Annotated in this window: 17 protein-coding genes; 5 read left to right on the top strand and 12 right to left on the bottom strand. The window is 62.9% G+C overall.

The genetic code is table 11. From position 1 onward, the window contains the following. Positions 1 to 30 precede the first annotated feature (30 nt). Positions 31 to 6,549 (top strand): HAMP domain-containing protein, encoded by a 6,519-nt coding sequence (locus VGG89_10210; GenBank protein HEY1976909.1) that lies wholly within the window; start codon positions 31 to 33, stop codon positions 6,547 to 6,549. Then, complete coding sequence (locus VGG89_10205; protein HEY1976908.1) at positions 6,534 to 7,424, top strand: CheR family methyltransferase; 891 nt, start codon at positions 6,534 to 6,536, stop codon at positions 7,422 to 7,424. The genes VGG89_10210 and VGG89_10205 overlap by 16 nt, the downstream gene beginning before the upstream one ends. Before the next feature lie 10 nt (positions 7,425 to 7,434). On the opposite strand, the gene VGG89_10200 is transcribed toward VGG89_10205, so the two are convergent. The 4 genes from VGG89_10200 to VGG89_10185 all read right to left on the bottom strand — a co-directional run bounded on the left by VGG89_10200 (position 7,435) and on the right by VGG89_10185 (position 10,113). Further along, the gene (locus tag VGG89_10200) at positions 7,435 to 7,962 is read right to left on the bottom strand and encodes an SRPBCC family protein (protein HEY1976907.1); all 528 of its coding nucleotides are present in this window, start codon (positions 7,960 to 7,962) and stop codon (positions 7,435 to 7,437) included. Positions 7,963 to 8,063: 101 nt separating this feature from the next. Beyond that, positions 8,064 to 8,327 carry a DUF6582 domain-containing protein gene (locus tag VGG89_10195; GenBank protein HEY1976906.1) on the bottom strand — a complete coding sequence of 88 codons (264 nt, stop codon included), beginning with the start codon at positions 8,325 to 8,327 and terminating at the stop codon, positions 8,064 to 8,066. Positions 8,328 to 8,429: 102 nt separating this feature from the next. Continuing rightward, on the bottom strand, positions 8,430 to 9,674 hold the full coding sequence (locus tag VGG89_10190; GenBank protein ID HEY1976905.1) for an FAD-dependent oxidoreductase: 1,245 nt from the start codon (positions 9,672 to 9,674) through the stop codon (positions 8,430 to 8,432). Then, positions 9,622 to 10,113 carry a hypothetical protein gene (locus tag VGG89_10185; protein HEY1976904.1) on the bottom strand — a complete coding sequence of 164 codons (492 nt, stop codon included), beginning with the start codon at positions 10,111 to 10,113 and terminating at the stop codon, positions 9,622 to 9,624. The genes VGG89_10190 and VGG89_10185 overlap by 53 nt, the downstream gene beginning before the upstream one ends. A 76-nt stretch (positions 10,114 to 10,189) precedes the next feature. Between VGG89_10185 and VGG89_10180 the strand changes: the two genes are divergently transcribed. Together VGG89_10180 and VGG89_10175 are read left to right on the top strand one after the other, a co-directional pair. Then, positions 10,190 to 12,106 (top strand): multicopper oxidase domain-containing protein, encoded by a 1,917-nt coding sequence (locus tag VGG89_10180; GenBank protein ID HEY1976903.1) that lies wholly within the window; start codon positions 10,190 to 10,192, stop codon positions 12,104 to 12,106. A 24-nt stretch (positions 12,107 to 12,130) separates the two neighbouring features. Continuing rightward, positions 12,131 to 14,353, top strand: a complete 2,223-nt coding sequence (locus tag VGG89_10175; GenBank protein ID HEY1976902.1) for a hypothetical protein — start codon at positions 12,131 to 12,133, stop codon at positions 14,351 to 14,353. Positions 14,354 to 14,609: 256 nt separating this feature from the next. On the opposite strand, the gene VGG89_10170 is transcribed toward VGG89_10175, so the two are convergent. From VGG89_10170 to VGG89_10150, 5 genes are all read right to left on the bottom strand, one after another. Beyond that, on the bottom strand, positions 14,610 to 15,806 hold the full coding sequence (locus VGG89_10170) for a hypothetical protein (GenBank protein ID HEY1976901.1): 1,197 nt from the start codon (positions 15,804 to 15,806) through the stop codon (positions 14,610 to 14,612). Then, positions 15,803 to 18,382, bottom strand: a complete 2,580-nt coding sequence (locus VGG89_10165; GenBank protein HEY1976900.1) for a LuxR C-terminal-related transcriptional regulator — start codon at positions 18,380 to 18,382, stop codon at positions 15,803 to 15,805. Before VGG89_10165 ends, VGG89_10170 begins: the two co-directional genes overlap by 4 nt. Before the next feature lie 81 nt (positions 18,383 to 18,463). Then, positions 18,464 to 18,838, bottom strand: coding sequence for a VOC family protein (locus tag VGG89_10160; protein HEY1976899.1), 375 nt, complete (start codon positions 18,836 to 18,838; stop codon positions 18,464 to 18,466). 25 nt (positions 18,839 to 18,863) lie between these two features. Beyond that, on the bottom strand, positions 18,864 to 20,348 hold the full coding sequence (locus VGG89_10155) for a radical SAM protein (protein HEY1976898.1): 1,485 nt from the start codon (positions 20,346 to 20,348) through the stop codon (positions 18,864 to 18,866). Next, positions 20,342 to 20,989, bottom strand: coding sequence for an FMN-binding negative transcriptional regulator (locus tag VGG89_10150; GenBank protein ID HEY1976897.1), 648 nt, complete (start codon positions 20,987 to 20,989; stop codon positions 20,342 to 20,344). Before VGG89_10150 ends, VGG89_10155 begins: the two co-directional genes overlap by 7 nt. Positions 20,990 to 21,027: 38 nt before the next feature. Between VGG89_10150 and VGG89_10145 the strand changes: the two genes are divergently transcribed. After that, entirely contained in the window at positions 21,028 to 23,532 is a 2,505-nt protein-coding gene (locus VGG89_10145; GenBank protein ID HEY1976896.1) for a zinc-dependent metalloprotease, read from the top strand. On the opposite strand, the gene VGG89_10140 is transcribed toward VGG89_10145, so the two are convergent. Genes VGG89_10140 through VGG89_10130 form a run of 3 tightly spaced genes read right to left on the bottom strand, consistent with a single transcriptional unit; the run spans position 23,529 to position 24,546 of the window. Next, positions 23,529 to 23,729, bottom strand: coding sequence for a hypothetical protein (locus tag VGG89_10140; protein ID HEY1976895.1), 201 nt, complete (start codon positions 23,727 to 23,729; stop codon positions 23,529 to 23,531). The genes VGG89_10145 and VGG89_10140 overlap by 4 nt on opposite strands. Positions 23,730 to 23,788: 59 nt before the next feature. Continuing rightward, positions 23,789 to 24,187: a phage holin family protein gene (locus VGG89_10135; GenBank protein ID HEY1976894.1), complete on the bottom strand. Its 399-nt coding sequence runs from the start codon at positions 24,185 to 24,187 to the stop codon at positions 23,789 to 23,791. Beyond that, the gene (locus VGG89_10130) at positions 24,187 to 24,546 is read right to left on the bottom strand and encodes a hypothetical protein (protein HEY1976893.1); all 360 of its coding nucleotides are present in this window, start codon (positions 24,544 to 24,546) and stop codon (positions 24,187 to 24,189) included. The genes VGG89_10135 and VGG89_10130 overlap by 1 nt, the downstream gene beginning before the upstream one ends. Between the last annotated feature and the right edge of the window lie 69 nt (positions 24,547 to 24,615).

The raw sequence follows: 24,615 nt of genomic DNA, 5'->3' as shown, positions 1-24,615 counted from the left end.
AGGGCTACCCTGGGAGAGGAACACAATTTCATGCCGACTACTGCTCCGAAGCGAGAGGTTAAGACTCTCGACAACCGACGGCTTCTCGCTGCATTGCGGGCCTTCCGCCGTGGCGATTTCACCGTACGCCTGCCCCTCGATCTAACGGGCGTCGACGCAGAGATCGCCGAGGCATTCAACGATTGCATCGAGCTGAACGCGGGGCTGGCCAAAGAGCTGGACCGCGTCAGCGTGGTCGTAGGTCGCGAAGGCCGTATCGCGCAGCGGGCCTCGTTGGGCGCAGTCGGCGGCGCTTGGCACGGCTACGTCGAGTCGGTCAACAGCCTGATCACCGATCTCACCCAGCCGATGGCTGAGGCCGGACGCGTGCTCGGCGCCGTGGCCAACGGTGACCTCTCGCAGAGCATGGCGCTGGAAATCCAGGGACGGCCCCTCAAGGGCGAGTTCCTGCGTTCGAGCCGACTGATCAACACCATGGTCGACCAGCTCAACGCCTTCGCATCGGAAGTCACGCGCGTAGCGCGCGAGGTCGGCTCCGAAGGCAAACTCGGCGGCCAGGCCGCCGTCAAAGGCGTCGCGGGCACCTGGAAAGATCTTACCGACTCGGTCAACACGATGGCCGGCAATCTCACCAATCAGGTCCGCAACATTGCCGACGTTACCACCGCGGTCGCCAACGGCGACCTCTCCCGGAAGATCACCGTTGAGGCACGCGGTGAAATCCTCGAGCTCAAAGGCACCATCAACACGATGGTCGATCAGCTCAACGCGTTCGCATCGGAAGTCACGCGCGTCGCGCGCGAGGTCGGCTCCGAAGGTAAACTCGGCGGTCAGGCGACCGTCAAAGGCGTTGCCGGCACGTGGAAAGATCTCACCGACTCGGTGAACACCATGGCCGGTAACCTCACGAATCAGGTCCGTAATATTGCCGACGTTACCACCGCCGTCGCGAAAGGCGACCTCTCAAAGAAGATCACCGTCGACGTCAAAGGCGAGATTCTCGAACTCAAAGACACGATCAATACGATGGTCGATCAACTCAACGGCTTTGCATCGGAGGTCACGCGAGTCGCCCGCGAAGTCGGTTCGGAAGGAAAACTCGGCGGCCAAGCCGCGGTCACGGGCGTCGCGGGAACCTGGAAAGATCTCACCGACTCGGTGAACACCATGGCCGGTAACCTTACGTCGCAGGTTCGGAACATCGCCGAAGTCACCACCGCCGTCGCTAAAGGCGACCTTTCAAAGAAGATTACCGTCGACGTCAAGGGCGAAATCCTCGAGCTCAAAGGCACGATCAACACGATGGTCGACCAGCTCAACGCGTTCGCATCCGAAGTCACACGTGTAGCGCGCGAAGTCGGATCGGAAGGCCGCCTCGGCGGGCAAGCGCAGGTCGCGGGCGTCAGCGGCACGTGGAAAGATCTCACCGATTCGGTGAACTTCATGGCCTCGAACCTCACGTCGCAGGTTCGTAACATTGCCGATGTTACGACGGCCGTCGCAAAGGGCGACCTCTCCAAGAAAATCACCGTCGACGTCAAAGGCGAGATCCTCGAGCTCAAAAACACGATCAACACGATGGTCGACCAGCTCAACGCCTTTGCGTCGGAAGTCACACGCGTCGCGCGCGAAGTCGGCTCCGAAGGCAAGCTCGGCGGTCAGGCGGAGGTGCAAGGCGTCAGCGGCACCTGGAAAGACCTCACCGACTCCGTGAACTTCATGGCGTCGAACCTCACGTCGCAAGTTCGCAACATCGCCGACGTCACGACGGCCGTCGCCAAGGGCGACCTCTCCAAGAAGATCACCGTCGACGTGCGCGGCGAAATCTTAGAGCTCAAGAACACCGTCAACACGATGGTCGACCAGCTCAACGCCTTCGCGTTCGAAGTCACGCGCGTCGCGCGCGAAGTCGGTTCCGAAGGCAAGCTCGGCGGTCAAGCGACCGTGGCCGGCGTCAGCGGTACCTGGAAAGACCTCACCGACTCCGTGAACTTCATGGCGTCGAACTTGACGTCGCAGGTTCGCAACATCGCCGAAGTCACCACCGCCGTCGCCAACGGCGACCTCTCCAAGAAGATTACCGTTCCGGTCCGCGGCGAGATCCTGGAGTTAAAGAACACCATCAACACGATGGTCGACCAGCTCAACGCTTTCGCGGGCGAAGTCACCCGCGTTGCACGCGAAGTCGGCTCCGAAGGGAAGCTCGGCGGGCAAGCCGTCGTCAAAGGCGTCGGCGGCACGTGGAAAGACTTGACCGACTCGGTCAACACGATGGCCGGTAACCTCACCAACCAGGTTCGTAACATCGCCGAAGTTACCACCGCGGTCGCCAAGGGCGACCTTTCGAAGAAGATTACCGTCGACGTGCGCGGCGAAATCTTGGAGCTCAAAGGCACGATCAACACGATGGTCGACCAGCTCAACGCGTTCGCGTCGGAAGTCACGCGCGTCGCGCGCGAAGTCGGCTCCGAAGGCAAGCTCGGCGGTCAGGCGCAAGTCCAAGGCGTCAGCGGCACCTGGAAAGACCTCACCGACTCCGTGAACTTCATGGCGTCGAACCTCACGTCGCAAGTGCGTAACATCGCCGACGTCACGACCGCCGTCGCCAAGGGCGACCTCTCCAAGAAGATCACCGTCGACGTCAAAGGCGAAATTCTCGAGCTCAAGGACACCATCAACACGATGGTCGACCAGCTCAACGCGTTCGCGTCGGAAGTCACGCGCGTCGCCCGCGAAGTGGGCTCCGAAGGGAAGCTGGGCGGTCAAGCGCAGGTCGAGGGCGTCAGCGGCACGTGGAAAGACCTCACCGACTCCGTCAACTTCATGGCGTCGAACCTGACGTCACAGGTGCGTAACATCGCCGACGTTACCACCGCCGTCGCCAACGGAAATCTTTCCAAGAAGATCACCGTCGACGTTCGCGGCGAAATCTTAGAGCTCAAGGACACCATCAACACGATGGTCGACCAGCTCAATGCGTTCGCATCGGAAGTCACGCGCGTCGCGCGCGAAGTCGGCTCCGAAGGCCGTCTCGGTGGTCAAGCGCAGGTCCGCGGCGTTGCCGGTACCTGGAAAGACCTTACCGACTCAGTCAACACGATGGCCTCGAACCTCACGTCCCAGGTTCGTAACATCGCGAAGGTCACGACCGCCGTCGCCAACGGCGACTTGTCCAAGAAGATCACCGTCGACGTCAAAGGCGAGATCCTCGAGCTCAAAGACACCATCAACACGATGGTCGACCAGCTCAACGCCTTCGCATCGGAAGTCACGCGCGTCGCGCGTGAAGTCGGATCCGAAGGAAAGCTGGGCGGTCAGGCGCGCGTTCCGGGTGTCAGCGGCACGTGGAAAGACCTCACCGACTCGGTGAACTTCATGGCGTCGAACCTCACGTCGCAAGTCCGCGGTATCGCGCAGGTCGTCACCGGCGTGGCCAACGGCGACCTCAAGCGCAAACTCACGTTGCAAGCTGCGGGCGAAATCGCCCAGCTTGCCGACACGATCAACGGGATGATCGACACGCTGGCGACGTTCGCCGACCAAGTCACGACCGTCGCCCGCGAAGTCGGCTTCGAAGGAAAGCTCGGCGGACAAGCCGAGGTTCCCGGCGCGGCCGGCTTGTGGCGCGACCTCACCGACTCCGTCAACCAGCTCGCCGCACAGCTCACGTCGCAGATTCGCGCGATCGGTGAAGTCGCGACGGCCGTCACCAAGGGCGACCTCTCGCGCGCGATTGAAGTCGAAGCGCGCGGCGAAGTCGGCGAACTCACGCAAAACGTCAACGAGATGATTCAAAATCTCCGCGACACGACGCGAAAGAACACCGAGCAAGACTGGCTCAAATCGAACCTCGCCCGCTTCACCGCCATGCTGCAAGGGCAGCGCGACATCAAGACGGTCAGCCGCCTGATCATGTCGGAGATCGCTCCGCTGATCAACGCGCAAGCCGGTGCGTTCTATCTCAACGAGCCGATCGGCGAAGAGCCGCTCTTACGCTTGATCGCCAGCTACGCACTCTCGCGGCGCAAAGCGGCGCAGCGTCTCGTGCACGGCGGCGAAGGTCTCGTCGGCCAGTGCGTCGTCGAAAAGCGCCGCGTACTGCTGTCGGAAGTGCCCGGCGATTACATGGCGATCAACTCCGGACTGGGGGCGATGCGACCCGTCTCGCTGATCGTGCTGCCGGTGCTCTTCGAAGGCGACGTCAAAGCCGTCATGGAGCTCGCGTCGGCCGAGCACTTCAGCGAAACGCACTTGCTCTTCCTCGAGCAGCTCACCCAATCGATCGGCGTCATTCTCAATACGATTGCGGCCTCGATGCGGACCGAAGAGCTGCTCAAGCAGTCGCAAGCGCTGACCATCGAACTGCAAAGCCAACAGATGGAGCTGCAGCAGACCAACGACGAACTCGAAGAAAAGGCGCGCCTGCTGCAAGAACGCAACGCCGAAGTCGAACGGCGTACGCGCGAAATCGACGAAGCGCGGCAAGAGCTCGAAAAGAAAGCCGAACAGCTCGCGCTCACGTCGAAATACAAGTCGCAGTTCTTGGCCAACATGTCGCACGAGCTTCGCACGCCGCTCAACAGCTTGCTGATTCTCTCAAAGCAGCTCGCCGACAATCCGTCGGGCAACATGTCGCCCAAGGAAGTCGAGTACTCGCGCACGATCCGGGCCGCCGGCGCCGACCTGCTGACCCTGATCAACGACATTCTCGACCTTTCGAAGATCGAGTCGGGCACGACGTCGATCGACCTTCAGGAAGTCACCTTCTCGCAGATTCAGGACGAAGTCGAGCGCACGTTCAACCAGATTGCGGTCGACAAGAACCTCGACTTCATCATCCGCTGCGACGAAGATCTTCCCGAAGCGGTCCTCACCGACCCGACGCGCGTGCAGCAGATTCTCAAAAACCTGCTCTCCAACGCGTTCAAGTTCACGACCGAGGGCAGCGTCAGCTTCCACATCAAGCTGTTGCGCGATCACCGTCTTTCGACGATCACCGGTCCCGCGGTCGCGTTCCAAGTCACCGACACCGGCATCGGCATCCCGCAAGACAAGTTCAACGTCATCTTCGAAGCGTTCCAGCAAGCCGATATGGGAACGTCGCGGAAGTTCGGCGGTACCGGACTCGGCCTTGCGATCAGCCGCGAAATCGCCGCACTGCTCGGCGGTGAGATTTCGGTCGAGAGCACGCTGGGACAAGGCAGCTCGTTCACGTTCTTCCATCCGCTCGAGCGCAACATCGCTACCGTCACGCAACGCACCATCGGCATCTCGGGCGGCGTGCAAGAGCGCATCATGCGTCCGGTTCCCAAAGCCGCCGCCGAGGAGCATCCGCACAGCCGCATCGAAGACGACCGGTCGCAAATCGATCCGTCCGATCGGGTGCTGCTCATCATCGAAGACGACGTGATCTTTGCCCGGATCTTACTCGGTCTGGCGCGAGATCGCGGCTTCAAGGGCATCGTCGCGATCAGCGCGGCGCAAGGTCTGGCGCTCGCGCGGCAGTTCCGGCCCGATGCAATCACGCTCGACGTCGGTTTGCCCGACGCCGACGGTTGGAGCTTGCTCCAAGAGCTCAAGGCCGAACCGCTTACGACGGATATTCCGGTGCACGTCATCTCCGGCGAAGAGCAGTGGCAGCGCGCGCTCGACGCCGGCGCCGTCACTCACCTCAAGAAACCCATCACGGAAGAAGCGCTGATGCAGACCTTCGACTCGCTGCTCGGCTTTACGCCCAACGGTTCGAAGAATCTGCTCGTCGTCGAAGACGACATCACGCAGCTCAACGCCCTGGTCAATCTCATCGGCAGCGGCGAAGTCGCGGTGACGGCGGTCCGCACGGGCGCCGAAGCCCTGACCGCCATCGAACAGCAGCGTTTCGACTGCATGGTCGTCGACCTCGGTCTTCCCGATATCGCCGGCGAGGAGCTCATCAAGCGCATGCGCGCGATGCCCAACGGCGTGAAGGTGCCCGTCATCGTCTACACCGGACGCGACCTTACACATCAAGAGGAGATGCATCTCAACGAGCTCAGCCAAGCGGTCATCGTGAAGGATGCGTTGTCGCCCGAACGGCTGATGGACGAAGCGCAGTTCTTCCTGCGCCAGGTCGAGTCGCGGCTGCCCGAAGGTAAACGCGCGGCGGTGGACGTCGTCGCCCCGCCGGTCATCTCGCTTCTCGGCAAGAGCGTGCTGATCGTCGACGACGATACGCGCAACATCTTCGCGTTGCGCAGCGCGCTGGAGTCGTACGATATGAACGTCTTCAGCGCCGAGAGCGGGATGGAAGGCATCTCGATTCTCGAGTCGACGCCGGGAATCGACATCGTGCTGATGGACATCATGATGCCGGAGCTCGACGGCTACGAAACGATCCGGCGAATCCGCGCCAACAACGAGTTCGCCGATCTTCCGATCATCGCGCTCACCGCGAAGGCGATGCGGCAAGATCGCGACAGCTGCATCGCGGCCGGAGCGTCGGAGTACATCAGCAAACCGGTCGATACCGATCAGCTCGTAGCGCTGCTGCGTGTATGGTTGAACAGGTAGTCGATCAGGAGCGTCGCCCTCGCGACGCCGGACGGCAGTCCGAAGACGCCGCGCGCGACGGCGCCCTAACCGACCTCGAGCTCAATCTGCTGCTCGAAGCTATCCTGCGCTTCAGCGGACTGGACTACCGCGATTATTCGCAGTCCACGCTGAAGCGAAGGGTCGCCGAAAGGCTGCGCGACGAAAAGGTGAAGACGATCTCCGGATTGCAGGAGCGCGTGCTCCACGATTCGGCGGCGTTCGCGCGCTTCGTCTTCGCGATGTCGGGCGGTCCGGGGCAGCTTTTCCGCGAGCCGGCGTTTTTCGCGCTCCTTCGCACAAAAATCGTGCCGCTGCTGCGTACGTACTCCTTCAGCCGGATTTGGGTCCCGAACTGCTCGCGCGGCGAAGACGCGTACTCCCTAGCGGCCGTCTTGTACGAAGAAGGCCTGTTGTCGCGTACGATGATCTACGCGACCGATACGAGCGAGATCGCCGTCACCGCGGCCAAGCGCGGCATCTTCGAGTTCGAATCGGCCGAAGCGATCAAAGCCTCGCATCACGCGACCGGCGCCACCAAGGCCCTCTCGGAAACCGCCGAAATCGGCGAGCACGCACTCGTAGTGCGCGACGAGCTTCGCAAGAATCTGATTTTCGCACAGCACAATCTGATCAGCGACAAATCGATCAACGAGTTCCACTTGATCGTCGCTCGCGGCGTCTTGACGCAATTCAACAAAGCGCTGCAGTTCCGCGTGCACAATCTCTTTATCAACAGCCTCATTCGGCTGGGATTCTTGGCGCTCGGACCCAACGAAACGATCAAGGGAACGCCACACGAACGCATCTTCCGCGAAGTTTCGGAAGACGAACCTATCTACCGTCGTATGCGTTAGTCGCGCTTAGCTACGTTGGGCGCAGAGGAATGACTTTACCGCGGCCGATCGTGCCGCGGATCGTGTAGAGCCGCCGGCGCCGGATCGTGTTCCAATCGAGCTCCGCGCCTTGCGTGCGCGACTCGCCGATGACCTCGGCAAAACGATCGAGGTCCTGCTGCAGGGCACGCTCCACGGTGCGCGCGACGCCCATCACGGCGGCGAACCTCCCGGCCATGCCGCCAGGCGGCTCGTACTTCAGGCGTACGAAAACGCAGGTCGCTTCGGAGCCGAGCGACTGAAACAGTACTTCGCCGAAATGCTTGAGACCGCCGGTGGCACGCCAGCCGATGCGGGAGTTACGCTGCCAGCCCTCGTTGATTGCGTCCCATTCGTGCCGCCCCGCGACGTCGACCACCCAATGCGTGTTCTGATCGTCGTAGTACGAGACGGTTTTGACGTGGCGCATGAACTCGGGATAGTGATGGAAATACGTGAACAACTCGTAGACCCGATCGACGGGTGCTGGGACGATAGTCGACGCTCGGTGTTCGTACACGAGCCCTTTATTCCCAAAAGAATGGCCCGGTCGCCGCCAACGTCTCTCGCTAAGGATGCGGGCAACCGAGCCATCCGGCCACGCGTGAGCGGCGCGTGCGCTTAGCGCGCCTTTCTCTTTCGCGTGGATTTCTTACGGGCGACGCCGGTGCGCTTTCGAGTGGCTGCTCCCTTAGGCGCCAGATCGATTTCGTAATAGGCGGCGGCCTTTTTAATATTGGCAAGTGCCTGAGAACGTTCTTCGTCCGAAACGTCGGTGACTTGGTCGAAGCGGGCGACGGCGTTGCGCACGTGGCGGGCATCCGTCAGCGGCTCTTTACGTTTTTTCGGAAACGCGTAGACGCTGTTCGGTAAGTCGCTCTGCATGGTTAGCCGCCCGTGTTTTTCGTGCGGTTTCCACGTTGCTCTCATGCTCGAATCGTTCCCGCGAACCGAGTGTGCCAATCAACCGCAACTCTTTTTGGTGCATCACGTTCTGACGCGTTCGGGGCGCAGTCCGAAAGCGACGACTCGGCCCAGAACGCGCGGAAGAAACGGCAGGGCGCGCGCTACGCGCGGCACGCGCGCGAGCAGCGGCGAATGACCCGCTTCGAGCACGCGACCGATCACGTTGCGGCCAATGAATACCTGCAGCGCTTGGGTTGCTCTGGCAGCAAACTCCCGGCGACGCTGTACCGCTGCGAGATCCGCGGTCGTGAGCGCGCCGCGTAAGAGTTTGGGTGCGAGCCGGTTCCCCGCTGCGACCGCGTCCTGGATCGCCAAGTTGATGCCCACGCCGCCGATGGGCGACATGGCGTGCGCGGCATCGCCGATGCAGAGAAACCCCGCGCGGTACCACCGGCGCAAGCGATCGACGCGAACCGTGAGCAGCTTGACGTCGTCCCACGACTGCAGTTCGCCGGTCCGGTCGGCCAAAAACGGCACGGTGGCGGCGATGCTCGATTGCAACCCCTCGATACCTTGGCCCCGCAACTCCTCGAACGTTCCCTTCGCGATGACATAGGCGCACTGCCAATACTCGCCGCGATCGATTAAGGCGATGATCCGGCCGCCGCGAACGTAGCCGAACGTCTCGTGCGGATCGCTCGCGCGTTTGGTCAAGCGCAGCCACAGAACGTCCATCGGCGCTCCGACCGTCATCGGTACGAGGCCTGCTGACGCCCGCAAAACGGAGTCGCGACCATCGGCAGCCACGGTAACTGCGGCGCGAATCTCCAGCTCACCGTCAGGCGTTTCCGCCCAAACGCCCGCGACGCGATCGCCGTCGAAGCGCAACGCGTGCGCGCGCGTCTGCAAATGTAAATGGAAGTTCGGATACTGGCGGGCTCTGGCGGCAAGAAAGTCGAGAAAATCCCATTGCGGCATGAACGCCAAGAACTTGCAGCGCCCGGGGAGACGTGAAAAGTCCGCCACCCGGACGGTGGTGTCGCCCAAGTTGCCCGACAGGCTCGTGACCCGCTGATGCGGCAGCCGCAAGAACTCGTCGAGCAAACCAAGCTCTTGGATCACCGCCAATGTCGACGGGTGGATTGTGTCGCCGCGAAAGTCGCGCAGAAAGTCGCCGTGCTTCTCGATCAGGACGACGTCGATCCCGGCCCGCGCGAGCAGCAAGGCAAGCATCATACCGGCGGGGCCGCCGCCGACTATGCATGCCTGCGCGCTAATGCAATCGGTAGCGGGCGTACTCGGCTTCGCGTTTCTCGACGTTTGCAATGACGGCGACGGCTAAGTCGTCGATGAGATTCTCGAGCGTGCGTTGCGCGACTCCCGCTCCAAGCGTCTTGTCGAGCAGTTTGCCGAGGACTTGCAGCGGAACGGCGTAGTCGCCCGATATCCAAAGCGTCGAGCCGGTCGGTCCGGTAGCGTCGATGCCGGCCGCGCCCGCAAACACGGGAAATACCGCAGCGTTACTCATCGACGTGAAACGGATGTCGACCGAGTTCGTTTCGTCGTGCGTCTCGCCAATCGTCAGTGCGATCGGAACCGAAAGGTATCCCAGATCGGGAAGATGCAGATCGCCGAGCGAGACGTGCAGCGCGAACCCGCGCCACGCGCCCTGCTCGGACGCGATGGCGGACAGAATCTCTTTAAGCGCCGTAAACGCCGGCACGGGCGGAACTTTGAGCTCGCGTTGAAGCCGAATGTCTGACACGCGGGCCGCTTTCGGCATTGACAGGTGTTAGGCATGCCTAATAGTATTGCTAGGCATGCCTCGAACGAACGGCCTTATGGCTGAGGCGGTCCCGCCCGGCGGCACGGGGTTGCCGAAAGCGATCGTCGACGTAGTCGCGCGAACCGCGCTCGCGATCGTCATCGCCGTCGCGTTCGCGTGCGCGCTGCCCGCGGTCGCGCGGGCCGATGCCGACGAAGTCGCGTCGCCGAACTCGACCAATCTGGGATTGCAGCCGATCGGCGGGCCGATTCCCGTTGCGACGCCGGCACCGGGCGAGTCGAAAAGCTTCCTGCGTCCGGAGGGCGCGTATCAAGCGATTCCGCAGACGCACGGCCGCACGAAAGTCTTTCACATCGTCGAGCGCAGCGCACCCTGGACGCTCAAACCCGGCATGACCGTCATGGCCAACACGTACAACGGCGTCGTTCCCGGTCCCGCGATCGTCGTGAATCAAGGGGACACGGTCGTTATCGACTACACCAACGACGGCGAAACGCCCGACTCGATCCACCTTCACGGCATTCACGACATCCCCGATACCATGGACGGCGTGGGCGGCATTTCGCAACCGCTGGTCCGCCACGGCCAAAGCTTCACCTATCGCTTCGTCGCCGATCAATCCGGGACGTTCATCTATCACACGCACGACAACGAAGCGATGCTCGATTCGGGGCTCTACGGGGCGATCATCGTCGAGCCGTCGCATCCGCGTCCGGTCGAGCAGCATCTCGCGCACGACTACCTCGAAGTCATTTCGTCGTGGCAGATCCGCAGCGGCGCCGAAAACGAGTTCACCCTCGACGGCAAGGAGTATCCGTCCGCGCCGGCGCTGGAGGTCAAGTCCGGTGAGCGCATCCGGATCCGCTGGATCAGCATCTCCGGCGAAGAGTTCCACACGATGCACACGCACGGTCACTACCAGCAGATCATCGCACGCGACGCCGCGCCGGTAGAGTATACCGACGTTCAAGACACGGTGCTGATCGGACCGGGACAGCGCGTCGACGTCGTCGTCGATGCCAACGCCAAGCCCGGCACGTGGCTGCTGCACTGCCACGTAATGGATCACATCGAAGATCCCAACGGAATGCCCGACGGCCTCATAACCGCGATTCACTACGCTGGAACGCCGAACACGCTGGCATCGATGTATAACGCGATGACGCCGTCGATGCGGCCGGTGAAACACGCGCTGAGCTTCGGCATGACCGTGCTGCTCGGAGCGATTGCCGGCTTTACGATCTTTCTCGGGTTACCGATCGCCCGCGCGCGCAGTTTGAAGCCCGACGTCATCGCCCTGCTCAACGCGCTCGCGATCGGCATTCTGCTGTACCTCGTCGTCGAGATCGCGCAGAACGCCATCGTGCCGATCGCCCAAGCGGTCGCGCAGTGGCACGCCGGATCGATCGCATTTCCATACGCGCTCGTTGCGGTCTTCGTCATCGGCTTGCTGGTCGGTTTGGTCGGCCTGGGCAGCGCGGCAACGTATTTCTCCAAGAGCGCCGCCGAGCACGCACAGAATCCAGTCGTGCTCGCGGCACTTATTGCCGTCGGTATCGGCGCGCATAACTTCGGTGAGGGCTTGGCCATCGGCGCATCGGCCGCGTCGGGAGCGACGGCGATCGCGCTCGCGCTCATCGTCGGCTTCGGCTTACACAATGCCACCGAAGGGTTCGGCATCGCGGCGCCGCTGGTCGGCCGCGTCGTACCGTCGTGGGCGCAGATCGGCTTGGCCGGCCTCATCGCCGGCGGTCCGACGTTCGCCGGCACAATCGTCGGTTATCAGTTCTACTCGCCGGTGCTGTCGGTGCTGTTCTTGGCGATCGCGGTCGGCGCGCTGATTTTCGTGATCGGCGAGTTGTGGAGCGTCTTGCGTCGAATGGGTCTTACCGCGATGGCTACGGCCACGATGACCCTCGGCTTCTTGATCGCGTTTGCAACGGAGCTCTATCTCGACGTCACCGGCGGCTAATTAGGCGGATACATTCACCTCAAAATGCGTTTTTCTCGCTTGCTTTTCGTGCTCGTGTTGCTCTGCGCCGGGTGCCGTGGGAGCGGCGGCGCGCTGATGCCGGCCGTACCCGGCTTCGATAGCGCCGCGAGGCGCGCGATCGAGTTTCGCCCGATCGGCCCGACGCACATGACGTCGGGATTCATTGCGAACTCCGGTAAAGTCAACGCTTTTGCAGTCGATCCTTCCGATGCAAAGATTCTCTACGTCGCGAGCGGACGGGGAACCGGCCTCGAAACCTATTCTTCCGCGGGAGTCTTCCGCACGCGCAACGGTGGTGCGTCGTGGCAGCCCATCGATAACGGGCTCACCGATCGATCCGGCGTCGTCGACTCGGTCGTCAACGCGCTTTGGATCGATCCCGTACACCACGCGAGATTGCTGGCCGCCACCGAGTACGAAGGCATTTTCCTTTCCACCGATTCCGGTTCGTCCTGGCACAACGTCTATCGCACGTCGCAAGCCACGCAGTTTGCCTCGTACGGCGGCACGCTGTTCGCAACGACCGCCGCCGGCATTCTGAGATCGAACGACGGCGGCATGCATTGGACGGTGTCGTATCCGGCGACCGCAACCGGATATCCGACGGCCATCAATGCCGAGTCGTCGGGCAGCGGCGCGATGTTCGCCGGGATGACCGACGGTACGATGCTCAAATACGCCGCCGGCGCGTGGCAAACGTCGGGGAAACTTCCCTATAACGCACATACCGGCACCGACGGCAGCTCGCCCGCCGTTCACCAAATCGCGATCGATCCGTTCGATCCATCCACGATTTACGCCAGCTCCAACGACGGACGCTGGGATCAAAATCTCAATGCGTCGTCCGACGGCGGAGGCACGTGGACGCGCGTCGTCCCGGCTTTTCAAGGTTACAACTACTACGAGCTCGGGCTGGGAACGCAAGCGATCGCATTCAGCCGCGTTCATCCGCATCTGCTTTACATCGGACTCGACGGCCCCGGCGTCTTGTTCGCATTGACCGCCGGCGGCGCGACCCGTCCAACGGTTGCCGTTGCCGCTAGCCTTTCGATTATCGACGTCCGCAACGTGTGGACGTTTCCCAACGGAAAGGACGATCGCTGCTGGGTCGCCAGCGATCAGGGCCTCGACGACGTTCCCGCGTGTTCGGCGTACTCGCGCTCTCCTAACGACGACGTCGTCACCAAAACCGTCGCTACGGGACTGGCGCGGCGGTTCGCGATTTCGCCCGACGGGCGAACCATCGTCGCGTCGCTGCAAGACTTCGACAGCCACGTCACACACGACGCCGGCGCGCATTGGACCGAGTTGACGTCGCGCAGCTTCGCGCTCTACGAGGATGGCTTTAACGAGCTCGAGCCGGGAAATCCGAGCGTGTGCTACGCGTTCGACGAAGCTTCGGGACTTCTCGTCTCGTACGACGGCTGCACGACCTACGGATCGCCGTCCGCGGCGGCAGCCAAACTGCTGTCGAGCAGGCTGATGACGACGCCGCTTGCTTTCGATCCCGACAATCCGAAAAAGTTGTACCTCGCCTCCGGTGACGTCGTCGGTGCCGGCTTTGCCTCGGCACCGCGAGCCGTTTTCACCACCATGAACCGCGGCATCAGCTTCAAGCGGCTGCGGTGGCCGGTCGACGAGCCCGGCGCGATCGTCGTCGATCCGCACGACGGATCGCACATCATCGTCGGCGACTTAGCGAAGCAGAAGTTTTCATCGATTCGCGTCACGTTCGACGGCGGCAAGACGTGGACGACGTCGAAGGGCGTTCCGGCAACCGCGTTCTGGTACGCGGCCGCGATTTCGCCCGCGAGGGGCAAGATCGTGTTGGCCTGCAGCGTCGATGCGCAAAACAACGTCTTTGTTTTGCGCAGCACCGATGGGGCGCGGACGTTTAGGCGCGTTGCCGACGTGACGAACGCGCCGCTGCTGCGAGGACCGGCCGATCGCGATCTCGCGGAACGCTCCGCCCAGCCGCGGCCGGCGTTTATCTACTCGCCGGCGCGCCAGATGGTCTTCAGCCCCGCGGCGGCCGGAAAACGGGAGCTCGTCGCGCTCACGACGTTACGCGGCGCTTATCTCTCCAGCGACACCGGATCGACGTGGCGACGGCTCGATCGCAACCTCATCACCCACAGCTTCTGGGGCATCCGCTGGAACGGCGGATACCTCTACCTCGGTTCCGACGGTCAAGGCATTCTGAAGTCGACGCAACCATTGCAGTGAATGGGCCACGGCCCATACGCAAAATTACGCAGTTCGTTTCAATCCGCGGCCGGGCACACTTGTGGTATGACGCCCACACCGCAACTCGCCTGCGCCTGCGGGAAGCCGACTGAAACGTTCTGCTTTTTTAGCGACGGCGACGCGCACGGTGTGTGCGAGAAGTGCGGCATGATCCGCTTAATCGAACTGGAAACGGGTCACATCGTATCGCGCTGGGTCTGCGACCGCTGCCGAAGAAAACGCTGGTCGTTCTGGGCTACAACCCCGCGACGCCGTTAGGCGTGCCGATTCCCGTACGGAAATCGTAACCGGCCGGGAGCACGTCGGCAAACGCGCCGCGATGTTGATACGAATACGCCGGTCCCTGGAGATTTCCGGATAGCGCGTAGGCGGACGCTACCAGCGGCGCGCCCACGCTGGTGCCGCCGGCAACGATCCAGCCGCCCGCGCTCGTTGCGAACGTTGCGACGCCGGTTTGCGGATCGGCGATCGCGGCAACGTCGACCGACGAACGCTTCGAACACTTCACGACGCCGCTCTGATAGCTCGGCCGCGGTTCGTATTGCGTGCAGCCGCCGCCCGCGTACGACCAAGCCGACTCGGCCCACGCTCCGGTGCTCCCTTTGAGCGACGTCCCGCCGACGGCGGTAACGTACGGCGACGCCGCGGGATAGAACGTCTCGGCCGCGTCGCCGGAGCTAACGGTAATCGCCGTGCCGTTGTGGCGGTAGTGCGCGTCTTCGGACGCTTCTTGCTGCCACTCGAAGGCGTAATAACTATTGCTGATCACGCGCGCTCCGAGGGCGACGGCTTCATCGACCGACGTGCCGAGGTCGTCGATCGATGCCGAGTTCGCTTCGACGAGCAGAATCGTGCAGTTCGGACACGCCGCCGAGACCATGTCGAGATCGAGTGCGATCTCGTCGGACCACTCGGTGTTCGCCGACGGATACGGCTTGCCGCCGCGCTCGTTGACCTTCCGGAAACATCCGTTGGACGTCGTGCACGCTTTTATACCGAACGCCGTTCGATACACGCCCAGATCGTATTCGGCGGTCGGATCGTCGTAGGCGTCGACGATCGCGACCAGTTGTCCCCGATTTTGCGAGGGCAGAGCGTACGCACCGATGAGATCGGATGGATGCAGGCCGGGAATCAACGACGCGGGCTCCGTCGGATTACTTGCCGGCGGAATATTCGTGTTGATCGCGACGGTACAGTTGGCCTGACCTTGCGCCGGATTGAAGACGCACGGCAGCGTCGCTCCGGGCAACGCGTTGGCACCCTCGCCGGGCAGCGCGTTGGCGCCTTCGGCGGGATGCATGTGAACCGGTGCCGGCGCCGGCGCACGACCGGAGGGCGCGACCATGGACGGCGTCGCGTTACTGCAGGCAGATAACGCAAAAGCAGCCAGGAGCGCCGCAAGGCCGTTCGAGCGTAGCACGGTTCTCACGTCTGTACCCAGCCCGAACCCGTAGCAAGCGCGACGGCGGCGCGCCGGCCGCTGCAGCGCAGCTTCTGGCAGAGCGAACGAATGTGCGTGTCGACCGTCCGTGGACTGCGTCCCGATTTCGCGGCGATCTCTTTGGTGCTCGCGCCGGTGGCGAGCAGATGTAAGATGTCGCGTTCGGCGGGCGTGAGCGTCGAGTAGCCGCCCTCGCTGCTCTGCGGGAACGGCATCGCCTCGAGCAAGCGAGCGATTCCCCCAAGCTGTTCGGCGCGCAGTCGCTCGAGTGCGCCCGCGAGCACGAGCCGGTCGGCTTGTCCGAGCGCGACCCGGTAGAGCGTGCGCGCGACGTGCGCGAACGCGCGCAGCCAGCGCATCGACGGAACCAGCGCACGTTCGACTTCACTCAAGTAGCGGTGCGCCGATGCGGTATGACCGCGCAGCAGTTCCGCACACGCCACCATCACCCGCGCGCGCAAGGTGCGCCGCGTGGACGCTTCGCACAACGCGAGCGCGGACAGCGCTTCGCCGAGCGCGGCTTCGCCTTCGGCACGCATGCCTGCCGCGAGCGCGTAAAGCGCAAGTTCCGATGCCCGGTACGCGCAGCGTTCGTGGTTGGTTTGCAGCTCGGTCGTGCCCGCGAGGAGTTCGTAGGCTCGGTGAAAGTCGCGTTCCCAACCCGCGCGCAGCGCCATCGCGGGCAGCAAGACCTCGGCACGAACGCGCGGCAATCCGCCCACGATCGCCTGCAGCTCCCGATCGAGCCGTTCGAGCATCGCTTCGTTTCCGCGCTCGGCTTCGATGGCGTACGTCGCCAACAGTCCGTAGAGCAGCGCCTGCGTGCTGCCCCCCTTGCGCGCGCACTCGAGCAGCTTGTCGAGAATCGTCAAGCATTCGATGGGATCGTCGCCGTCGTCGTAGGCGATTTGATAGAGCACGCTGTACGCGCGCACGGCAACTTCGTTGAGATTGCGCTGCAGCGCGAGCTCGACGGCGAGCGTCGCGTAGTTCTGCGCTTGCTGGTGCGTGGACTCGAGCCGGTACACGTAAGCTGCCTGCTGGTAGAGCCGCGCCAGCGTATCGTCGTCGGTCGAACCGTCGACGTATTCGAGGGCCTGCGCGATGGTCGCGATGGCCTCTTCGACGCGTCCGACGCGCGCGAGCGCGGTGCCAAGGGTGCCGAGCAGCGGCGCTCGCATGGCCGGCACGACGAGTTCGTTGGTGGCGTACGGTTCGAGCAGCTCGATGCACGCGCGCTCGTGCCGCACCAGTTCGATCGCGTAACGATGCACCAGCGCCAACCGCAGCGCGTCGTCTTGCGCGCGCTCGATTGCGGCCACGAAACCGCGCCGGCACGAATCGAAGTGTCCGCGCGCCGCGTCGAGCGTCGCGCGTAAGCCCAGTGCGGCGGCGTTCGCGTTGCGAATCGCGTCGGGGACCGCGTCGAGCGCGGCAGCCAGCGCGTCGGCGTGACCGCGTTCGAAGAGCGCAAAACCGTCGCGCTCGATCACGTGCAGGATCGATCCGGCGTCGCCGGCTTTCGTATAGAGGACGAGGGCAGCCGCGGACTCTCCGCGTTCTTCCATGAGCTGACCGGCGTAGCAGAGCACGCCCGCCCACGCACTTTCGCCCAAGCGGCGCAGTTCGGTCTCGAGAAATGCGGCGAACAGATCGTGATAGCGATATCGTCCCGGCGAGATCTCGTTGAGGAACGCGACGCCCCGGCGCAGGTCGGCGATGAAGTCGCTGCCGCCGAGCGTTTGCGCGATGCCGACGTCGAACGTCGAGAACACCGACGTCGCGAGCAGGAAGTTGCGCTGCGCTTCGGAGAGCCCCGCGAACACCTGCTCGGCGAGATACCGGTAAATCATCTCGCGCGTCGCGGCTTCGTAGGCACCCGCGGCCGAACGTAAGTCGGATGCGTGCGTGTGCGTTCGCAAGGCGATGGCAATCGCGACGGGCCAGCCTTCGGTCAGCTCGCGCAGCGCCTCCACTTCGTCGGGTTCGATGCCCGATTGCGCTTCGTCGGCCGCCGCGAGTGCTTCTTCGGGCGTAAAGCGCAGGACGCTCTCGTCGACGCCCAGATCCATGCGCCCGTACGCCAGCCACGACGCGACCGGAAGCTCGGCGTCCGACCGCGTCGCGATAATCCAATGAATGCGCTCGTAGGTGCGGTCGATCAAGTCCACGAGAAACGCGATCGCCGGCGGATCGGCAAAATGGAGATCGTCGACGACGATCGTGCACGACGTGCGTTTGAGATGCTCGACGAACCAGTCGCAGAGGCGCTCGATCGGCTCGCCGGTCTCCATGATGCGCTGCTGCATCTCGGGGAATGCCGCCGCGATGCTCGGGGTGACGCTCGCAAGCGTTTCGCTTAGGCGACGCGCAAAGGCGAGCAAGGTTCCGTTCTCGGGGCGGATGTCGCAGCGAGTGACCTCGGCGCGCGTGCTCAGCAAGAAGTCACGCAACGCGACACTTTTACCGAATCCCGCCGGAGCGACGATCAGCGCGATCGGATATTGCGTTGCGCGGGCCAGGCGATCGTTGATGCGCGAGCGCATCAGTCGCGTTGACTGCACGCTATTTTTATACCAACCGAGCGGCTGGCCTAAACACGAGGAGCCCCGGTTGGGGGCTCCTCGGAAGGTGCTTTGCGCCGATTACTTCGGCTGATGCAGGATGAAGCTGTTACCCTCCGGATCGTTGCCGAAGGCCATATAGCAGCCGGGCGTTTCTTCGACGTGCTCGTCGAACGTGGAGCCGGCGGCCGAGGCCGCGTCTTTTGACGCATTAATGTCGTCGACGTGGAAGAGCACGCCGCCGCTGGGACGCCAGTTCGCGGCGTCTTCGGGCTGGTAGAGTCCGAACGTGGTGCCGTCTTGGTCGAACGTCCACTCCGAAACCATATTGGGCACGTGCATCGTGGGCTCCGTACCGAACAGACCCGTGTAAAAAGCGGTCGCTTTATTAAGATCCTTTGTTAGATAGTAGCTGGCGTCGATACCGGTAATACCAACTTTGGCTGCCGTCGTCATTGGTGAGGCTCTCCTCTTCTCGTATTTATGTGGGGACGGTGCGATTCGCCGCACGGGAAACGGTGCCTTCAAGGGCGCGTTCTCGCACTTTGGGAAACAATCGGGCCGCGCAAAACGGCATGCGGACGGGGTCGTTTCCAGCACCCGCGACGTGCACGCAGCACTGCTCCAAGCGCTCGGCGATCAGCGTGTTTGCGTCCATGAAATGCTTGACGGTAACGCGCTTGACGCGCTCGCCGACGAAACCGCTGGTAAAGGACAGATCGCACGCACTGCACAGCGTCCGAAGATGATCGAGCAGCTGCGGGCGCGAGAGCGTCATCGTCTCGGACATGATGCCGAAGAGCGCGTTGCGGATCGCGCCTAACGGCTCCGAAAACGAAATCGTATTGCCGAACAGGCTCAAGTTGTCGCGCAGCGCGTCTTCTCCGACGATCGACGCGAGGCCGGTATACGCGCCGTCCTTTCCCTTGATGAAGTATCCGATCGAACAGCAATCCGGATGGCTGCACGGCAGCGCGATGAGATCGCGCGCGCGAGCGCCGTTACGCGATTGACTTTCGATTCGCGACAGGACGCCGGTCGTCGTAACGCGATCCATCGGATCGATGTGCGGCGCGCGGCCCGAGGCAAAGAGCGGCTGGTACATAACGCCGCCGACGTACGGCGTGCTAAACGCCGTGTCGAGCACCTCGCCGATTTGATCGGCGTTGTGCGTACCGACCGTCATCGCCAGAGTCGTAAAGATGCGCGCCCGCGAAAGACGCTCGACGACGCGGGCCTTGAGCTCGGTGAGATCGACGCCGCGAAAATCCTCCTGCGTGCTCGCGCGCTGTCCGTCGTATTGGAGATACACCTCGACGCGATCGCGATAGGATGCGAGCTTCTCGAGAAACGCGTCTTCGTTGGCCAGCCGGATGCCGTTGGTATTGATCAAGATGCGCGTCACGGGAAGCGCCGCCAGGCGGTCGACGATCGCGCCGATCTGGGGATGAATCGTCGGCTCGCCGCCGCTGAGCATCACGACGTCTAAACGGCCGCCCTCGCGCTCGATCGCCGTCTCGACGGCGCGGAGAATTTGATCGAGCGGCAGATACTGCGAGACCGAGGGGCTCGAGCTGGTAAAGCAGGCCGGACACGACAGATTGCATTGCATCGTGATGTCGAGCAGATAGATGCACGAATGCTGCAGATGCGATGGGCCCAATCCGTACTCGTAGCCCATCGGTACCGGAAAGATCTGCTCGGTATCGGGATTGACGACCTTGGTCGGCACGCGCCACTGCTGCAGGTAGCGCCATAGCGGCGCGTTCTCTTCGTACAGCGACCAGACTTCGCCGTGGCCGCGCCGGCAGAACCGGCGCAGATAGACGCGGCCGTCGCGCTCGACGAGATGCCCGTCGCAGATGTCGTCGGGATACTCCGGATCGAAGTCCTCGTTCTCGGCAAAGCAGCGCGGACACACCGCGCGCACGCTTTTGAGCAGCGTGTAGTCGTTGACGGCTAGCACCGTTCCTCGCTTTCGCGCATCGCCGCGGCGCACGCGCGATCCATCGGATCGTCGGAACCGGCCAACGCGCGCTCGACCCGCGCTCGATCTTCCTGGGTGCGGTTTTGACTCAACTTGGCTTTGGCGTCGAGAACGTCGACGCGCATCTCGAACGCGACGATGCCGCGCAGCTGCTTCTCGAGGTACTCCGGCGATAGGCCGTCAATCCGCCAAGCGCCGGGAGCGTTGCCTTCAAATCGTTCCGAGAGCTCGCGCACGACGTCCCGAGCGGAGGTCGTCTGCAGGCTGCCCGAAGCCCGCACGGCGCTGTAGTTCCAGGTCGGCACCGTCGCGTACGGCTCTGTATACCACGAAGCCGAAACGAACGCGTGCGCACCCGTGAAGACCGCCGTCGCCGGCGCGCCGGCCGCGATCGACGTGACGTGGGGATTGGCGGCTGCGACGTGACCGGCGATGTAGAGCGCGCCTTCCCGTTCGAACGGAAACATCGGCAAGTGAGTGGTCACCGCATAGGGAGCGTCGCAGGTGACGAGCACGCCAAACGGGTAGCGCTCCATCAACGCCACCGCCCAACGACGATCGTCGACTGAAAAAGCCGGTGGGATGTACATCAAAAAATCCTCAGAGAACTCAAACCTCATAGGTCTATTTCAGGCCTCGCTGAACTCCAGCCTTCGCTATGCGTTATCTTCGATGTTGCCTTAGCGCCGTCGCGGCGTTTGCGTTCGCAACGGCCGGAGCACTCGCTCAGGAAGACGGCAAGGGAGCTTCGGGGTCGGCGTCGCCCGCACCCTATGAAACCTTCGTCAAAGACGCTCAGGTGTCGCCCGGACTGATCGCCGTCATCAAGAAAAACGGGAAAGTCTATCTGTCGATCCCCAAAGCGCAACTCGGCGCGGACCTGATCGAAACGTCCGTTCCGACCACCGGTTTGGGGGGCTTCGGACCGGCGCCGGGCGAGCCGTACGTCGCGCCGGGGCGCATCATTCACTTCGAGCGCGCGGAGAACTCGCTGGTCATTCGCTGGCCGAACACGTTTGCGAAAGTCGATCCGAACACGCCGCAAAGTGTCGGCGCACGGGAATCGTTGCCCAGCTCCGTCGTTGCCGTCACGCCGATCGTTTCCGAGTCGCCGACCGCCGTGGTCATCGCGGCCACGCCGTTTCTGGAAGACGTCGCGGACCTACAGGCACAGTTCGACGCGCTCGACGACAAGCCGCAGCACCATTACAAACTCGACTCGGGCCGCTCGTACTTCATCGAAGCCAAAGCCTTCCCGCAAAACACCATCCTTCGCGTCAGCCAAACCTGGTCGAGCGACGATCCCGACGTGATCGACAACGTGCCGGATCCGCGCAGCGTCGAAGTCAAGATGACGTACAACTTCATCGCCGCTCCCGCGGGCGGTTACATGCCGCGCATCGCCGATCCGCGCGTCGGCTACTTCGAGCAGCCGCTGATCGATTTTCAAAGCGACGCCAATCCGACGCGTAACGTGTACTACGTCAGCCGCTGGAACTTCGATCCGGCGACGCCCGGCACGCCCTCGGCGGCCCGAAATCCCCTGATCTTCACGTTGAGCAACGACGTTCCAATGGCATATCGGCAAACGATCGCCGACGCGTTGATGACGTGGAACGACGCGTTTACGAAGATCGGCATTCTGGACGCCGTGAAGGTCGAGCAGCAGCCCGACGGTTCGTCGAGCTTCGATCCCGACGACATCCGACACAATATGGTGCGTTGGTTCGACTCGTCGACACCGCAATACGGCGCCGAGGCGCTGATCGTGACCGACCCTCGCACGGGCCAGGAAATCAACGCCGGCATCAACATCGATTCGGTTGAGGGACTCTCCGGTCAAACCTACCGTTACGTTATCGCGCCCGCGCGCGGACTCCCCGACAGCGAGGCGCTCGAAGCGAACTACACGATTCAAGCGATTCGCGCGGTCGTGCTGCACGAGTCGGGCCACGACCTCGGCCTCCAGCACAACTTCATCGGATCGATGGCGTATACAGCCAAAGATCTGCAAGACCGCAACTTCACCGCACGCCACGGCGTGGGCAGCAGTGTGATGGAGTACGCGCCGGTGAACCTGTGGCCGAAAGGCACGCCGCAAGGCGATTATCTTCAGCTCGGGCTTGGGCCCTACGATTACTACGCCGTCAAATGGGGATACGAGTACGTCCCCAACGCGACGACGCCGCGAGCCGAAGTAGGCGCGCTCAACGCGCTCGCTTCGCGCTGGAGCGATCCGACGTATCGCTTCGCGTCGGACGAAGACGCCTTCTTCGACCAGGGGCATGCCATCGATCCGCGCGTGCAGATGTACGACCTTAGCGATCGTCCGTTAACGTGGGAACGCACGCAGCTGGCGATGCTGCACGGCATTCTCGACTCGGTGGCCAAGCGGTTTCCGGCGCAAGGCCAGTCCTACGAAGAAGCGCGGCGCGCCTTCCTGCGTCCGCTGCGCTACTACGTGCGCGACGCGACGATGCCGGCACATATTATCGGCGGTGAATACCTCTCGCGGGCTAACGCCGGCGATCCGCGCAGTAAGCCGCCGTTGCAGCCCGTGTCGCGCGCGGACGAATACGCCGCGTGGCGGACGCTGCAGCAGTACCTGTTCTCCGACGCGGCCTGGCACTTCAATCCCGACGTCCTCAATCGCTTGACCTATGACGAGGCCAGCTCGCTCGAAGCCGGTGGAACCTGGGCCTACAATCCTGCACCGCGACACGATGTTCCGATCGTCGAGATCGCCGGCAGCGCGCAGGATCAGGCGCTCGGCGAACTCTTCGCACCGCTGACCTTACAGCGCATCGACGATCTCAGCACGAAGTACGGCCGTGGAACGACGATGACGCTCGTCGATCTCTTCGATTGGTCGCGCACCGGGATCTACGGCGATATTGCAAGCGGAGCCGTCGCGCGCGCGGGCGTCGTTCGGCGTAACGCTCAAATGCGTTTTGCTAAACGGCTCGCGCAGCTCTGGATCGCGCCGGCCGACGGTACGCCTACCGACGCGCAATCGCTGGCGCGGCTGCAGCTCGAGGATCTCTCCCACAACTGTGCCGTGGCCCTCAACGGAAAGCTCGACGAGCTGACTCGCGCGCACCTCGAGGCCCTCGCCGCCGTGGCGAAACAGGCGCTAGAGGCGCGCGCGACGATCGCTCGCTAGTACGAGGTGGTGGTCGCCGCGTCGATGGAGTCTTTGATGACTTCGCCGCCGCGGCGAGCCGCTTGTGCGCCGGCTTCGCGCACGCGACCCCGCAGATCGTCGGCCACGGAGCCCAGCTGCTCGTTTTCAAAACGCGAAACCGGGACCAGCATACCCATCAGAAATCCGACGGCGAGGCCGCCGAGCAGCATCAGCATCGGGTTGTCGCCTACGCTGTTAACCGCATCCCTAGCACGGTCGACTATGCCGGCGTCGTTTATTTCCGCAGTTTCAAATCGCTCTTGATCCATGCCACATCCTCTTTCACGGTTCGCGCAGTTCTATCGAATTTTAGAGGCAACGCCGCCTTCACTCGAGCGACGGCCGTCGACCCAAGCGCTGCCGCAACGATGCCCCAAATGACGGTTACGATCATCGCGGCGAGCCAGGGCGCAAGTACGGTGCAGAGCGCGATCACGCACAGTGCGGTGAACGCGCCGACGAAAGCCAAACCGACCACCGCCGCCACCGTCGCCATTCCGGCAGCGGCCAACAACGGCCTCAACTGCTCCATGGCTTCTTCTTTGAAGGTTCGCAGCTCGGCGCGGACGGCGCTTTCGATATCGTTACGTAGTCGCGCCAGCGCGTCGGTGATCGCGTCCGGGATGAGATTCATCAGAGATCGTACCTCGACGGCGGACTGCACCGAATCGCGCGCGCGGCGAGAAATCCGGTCAACAATCCCGCACCGGCCATGACCCACCCGCGGCCGCTCATGGCGTCCTGCGCGTCGGACCACATGCGGCGGCCGTCGCGAGTACGCATATAATTAGCGGTCGCGTGTGCCCGGCCGCTCAGCAGCTCGGCAAAATCGGCTGCCTGGACCTCATCGTTTTTTCGTAAAGTCACGATGATTTCGTCACCAACGCGCGCGTATTGTTCGATACGCTGCGCGAGGAGGCTGGTACCTTGAGTCACCAGTACGTTGACGGCGTCGCCGGCTAGGTCGAGATATTGATTCAGAACGTTTGCCATGGATCGTTCGTACCCAACGGCAAAACGCGTTACCTAACGAGCAGAGTTACGTTTGCTCCGAGGTCAAAC

It is taken from the genome of Candidatus Baltobacteraceae bacterium, assembly GCA_036488875.1.
Classification (GTDB): Bacteria; Vulcanimicrobiota; Vulcanimicrobiia; order Vulcanimicrobiales; family Vulcanimicrobiaceae; genus JAFAHZ01.
This window is presented reverse-complemented; position numbering and strand designations above follow the sequence as displayed.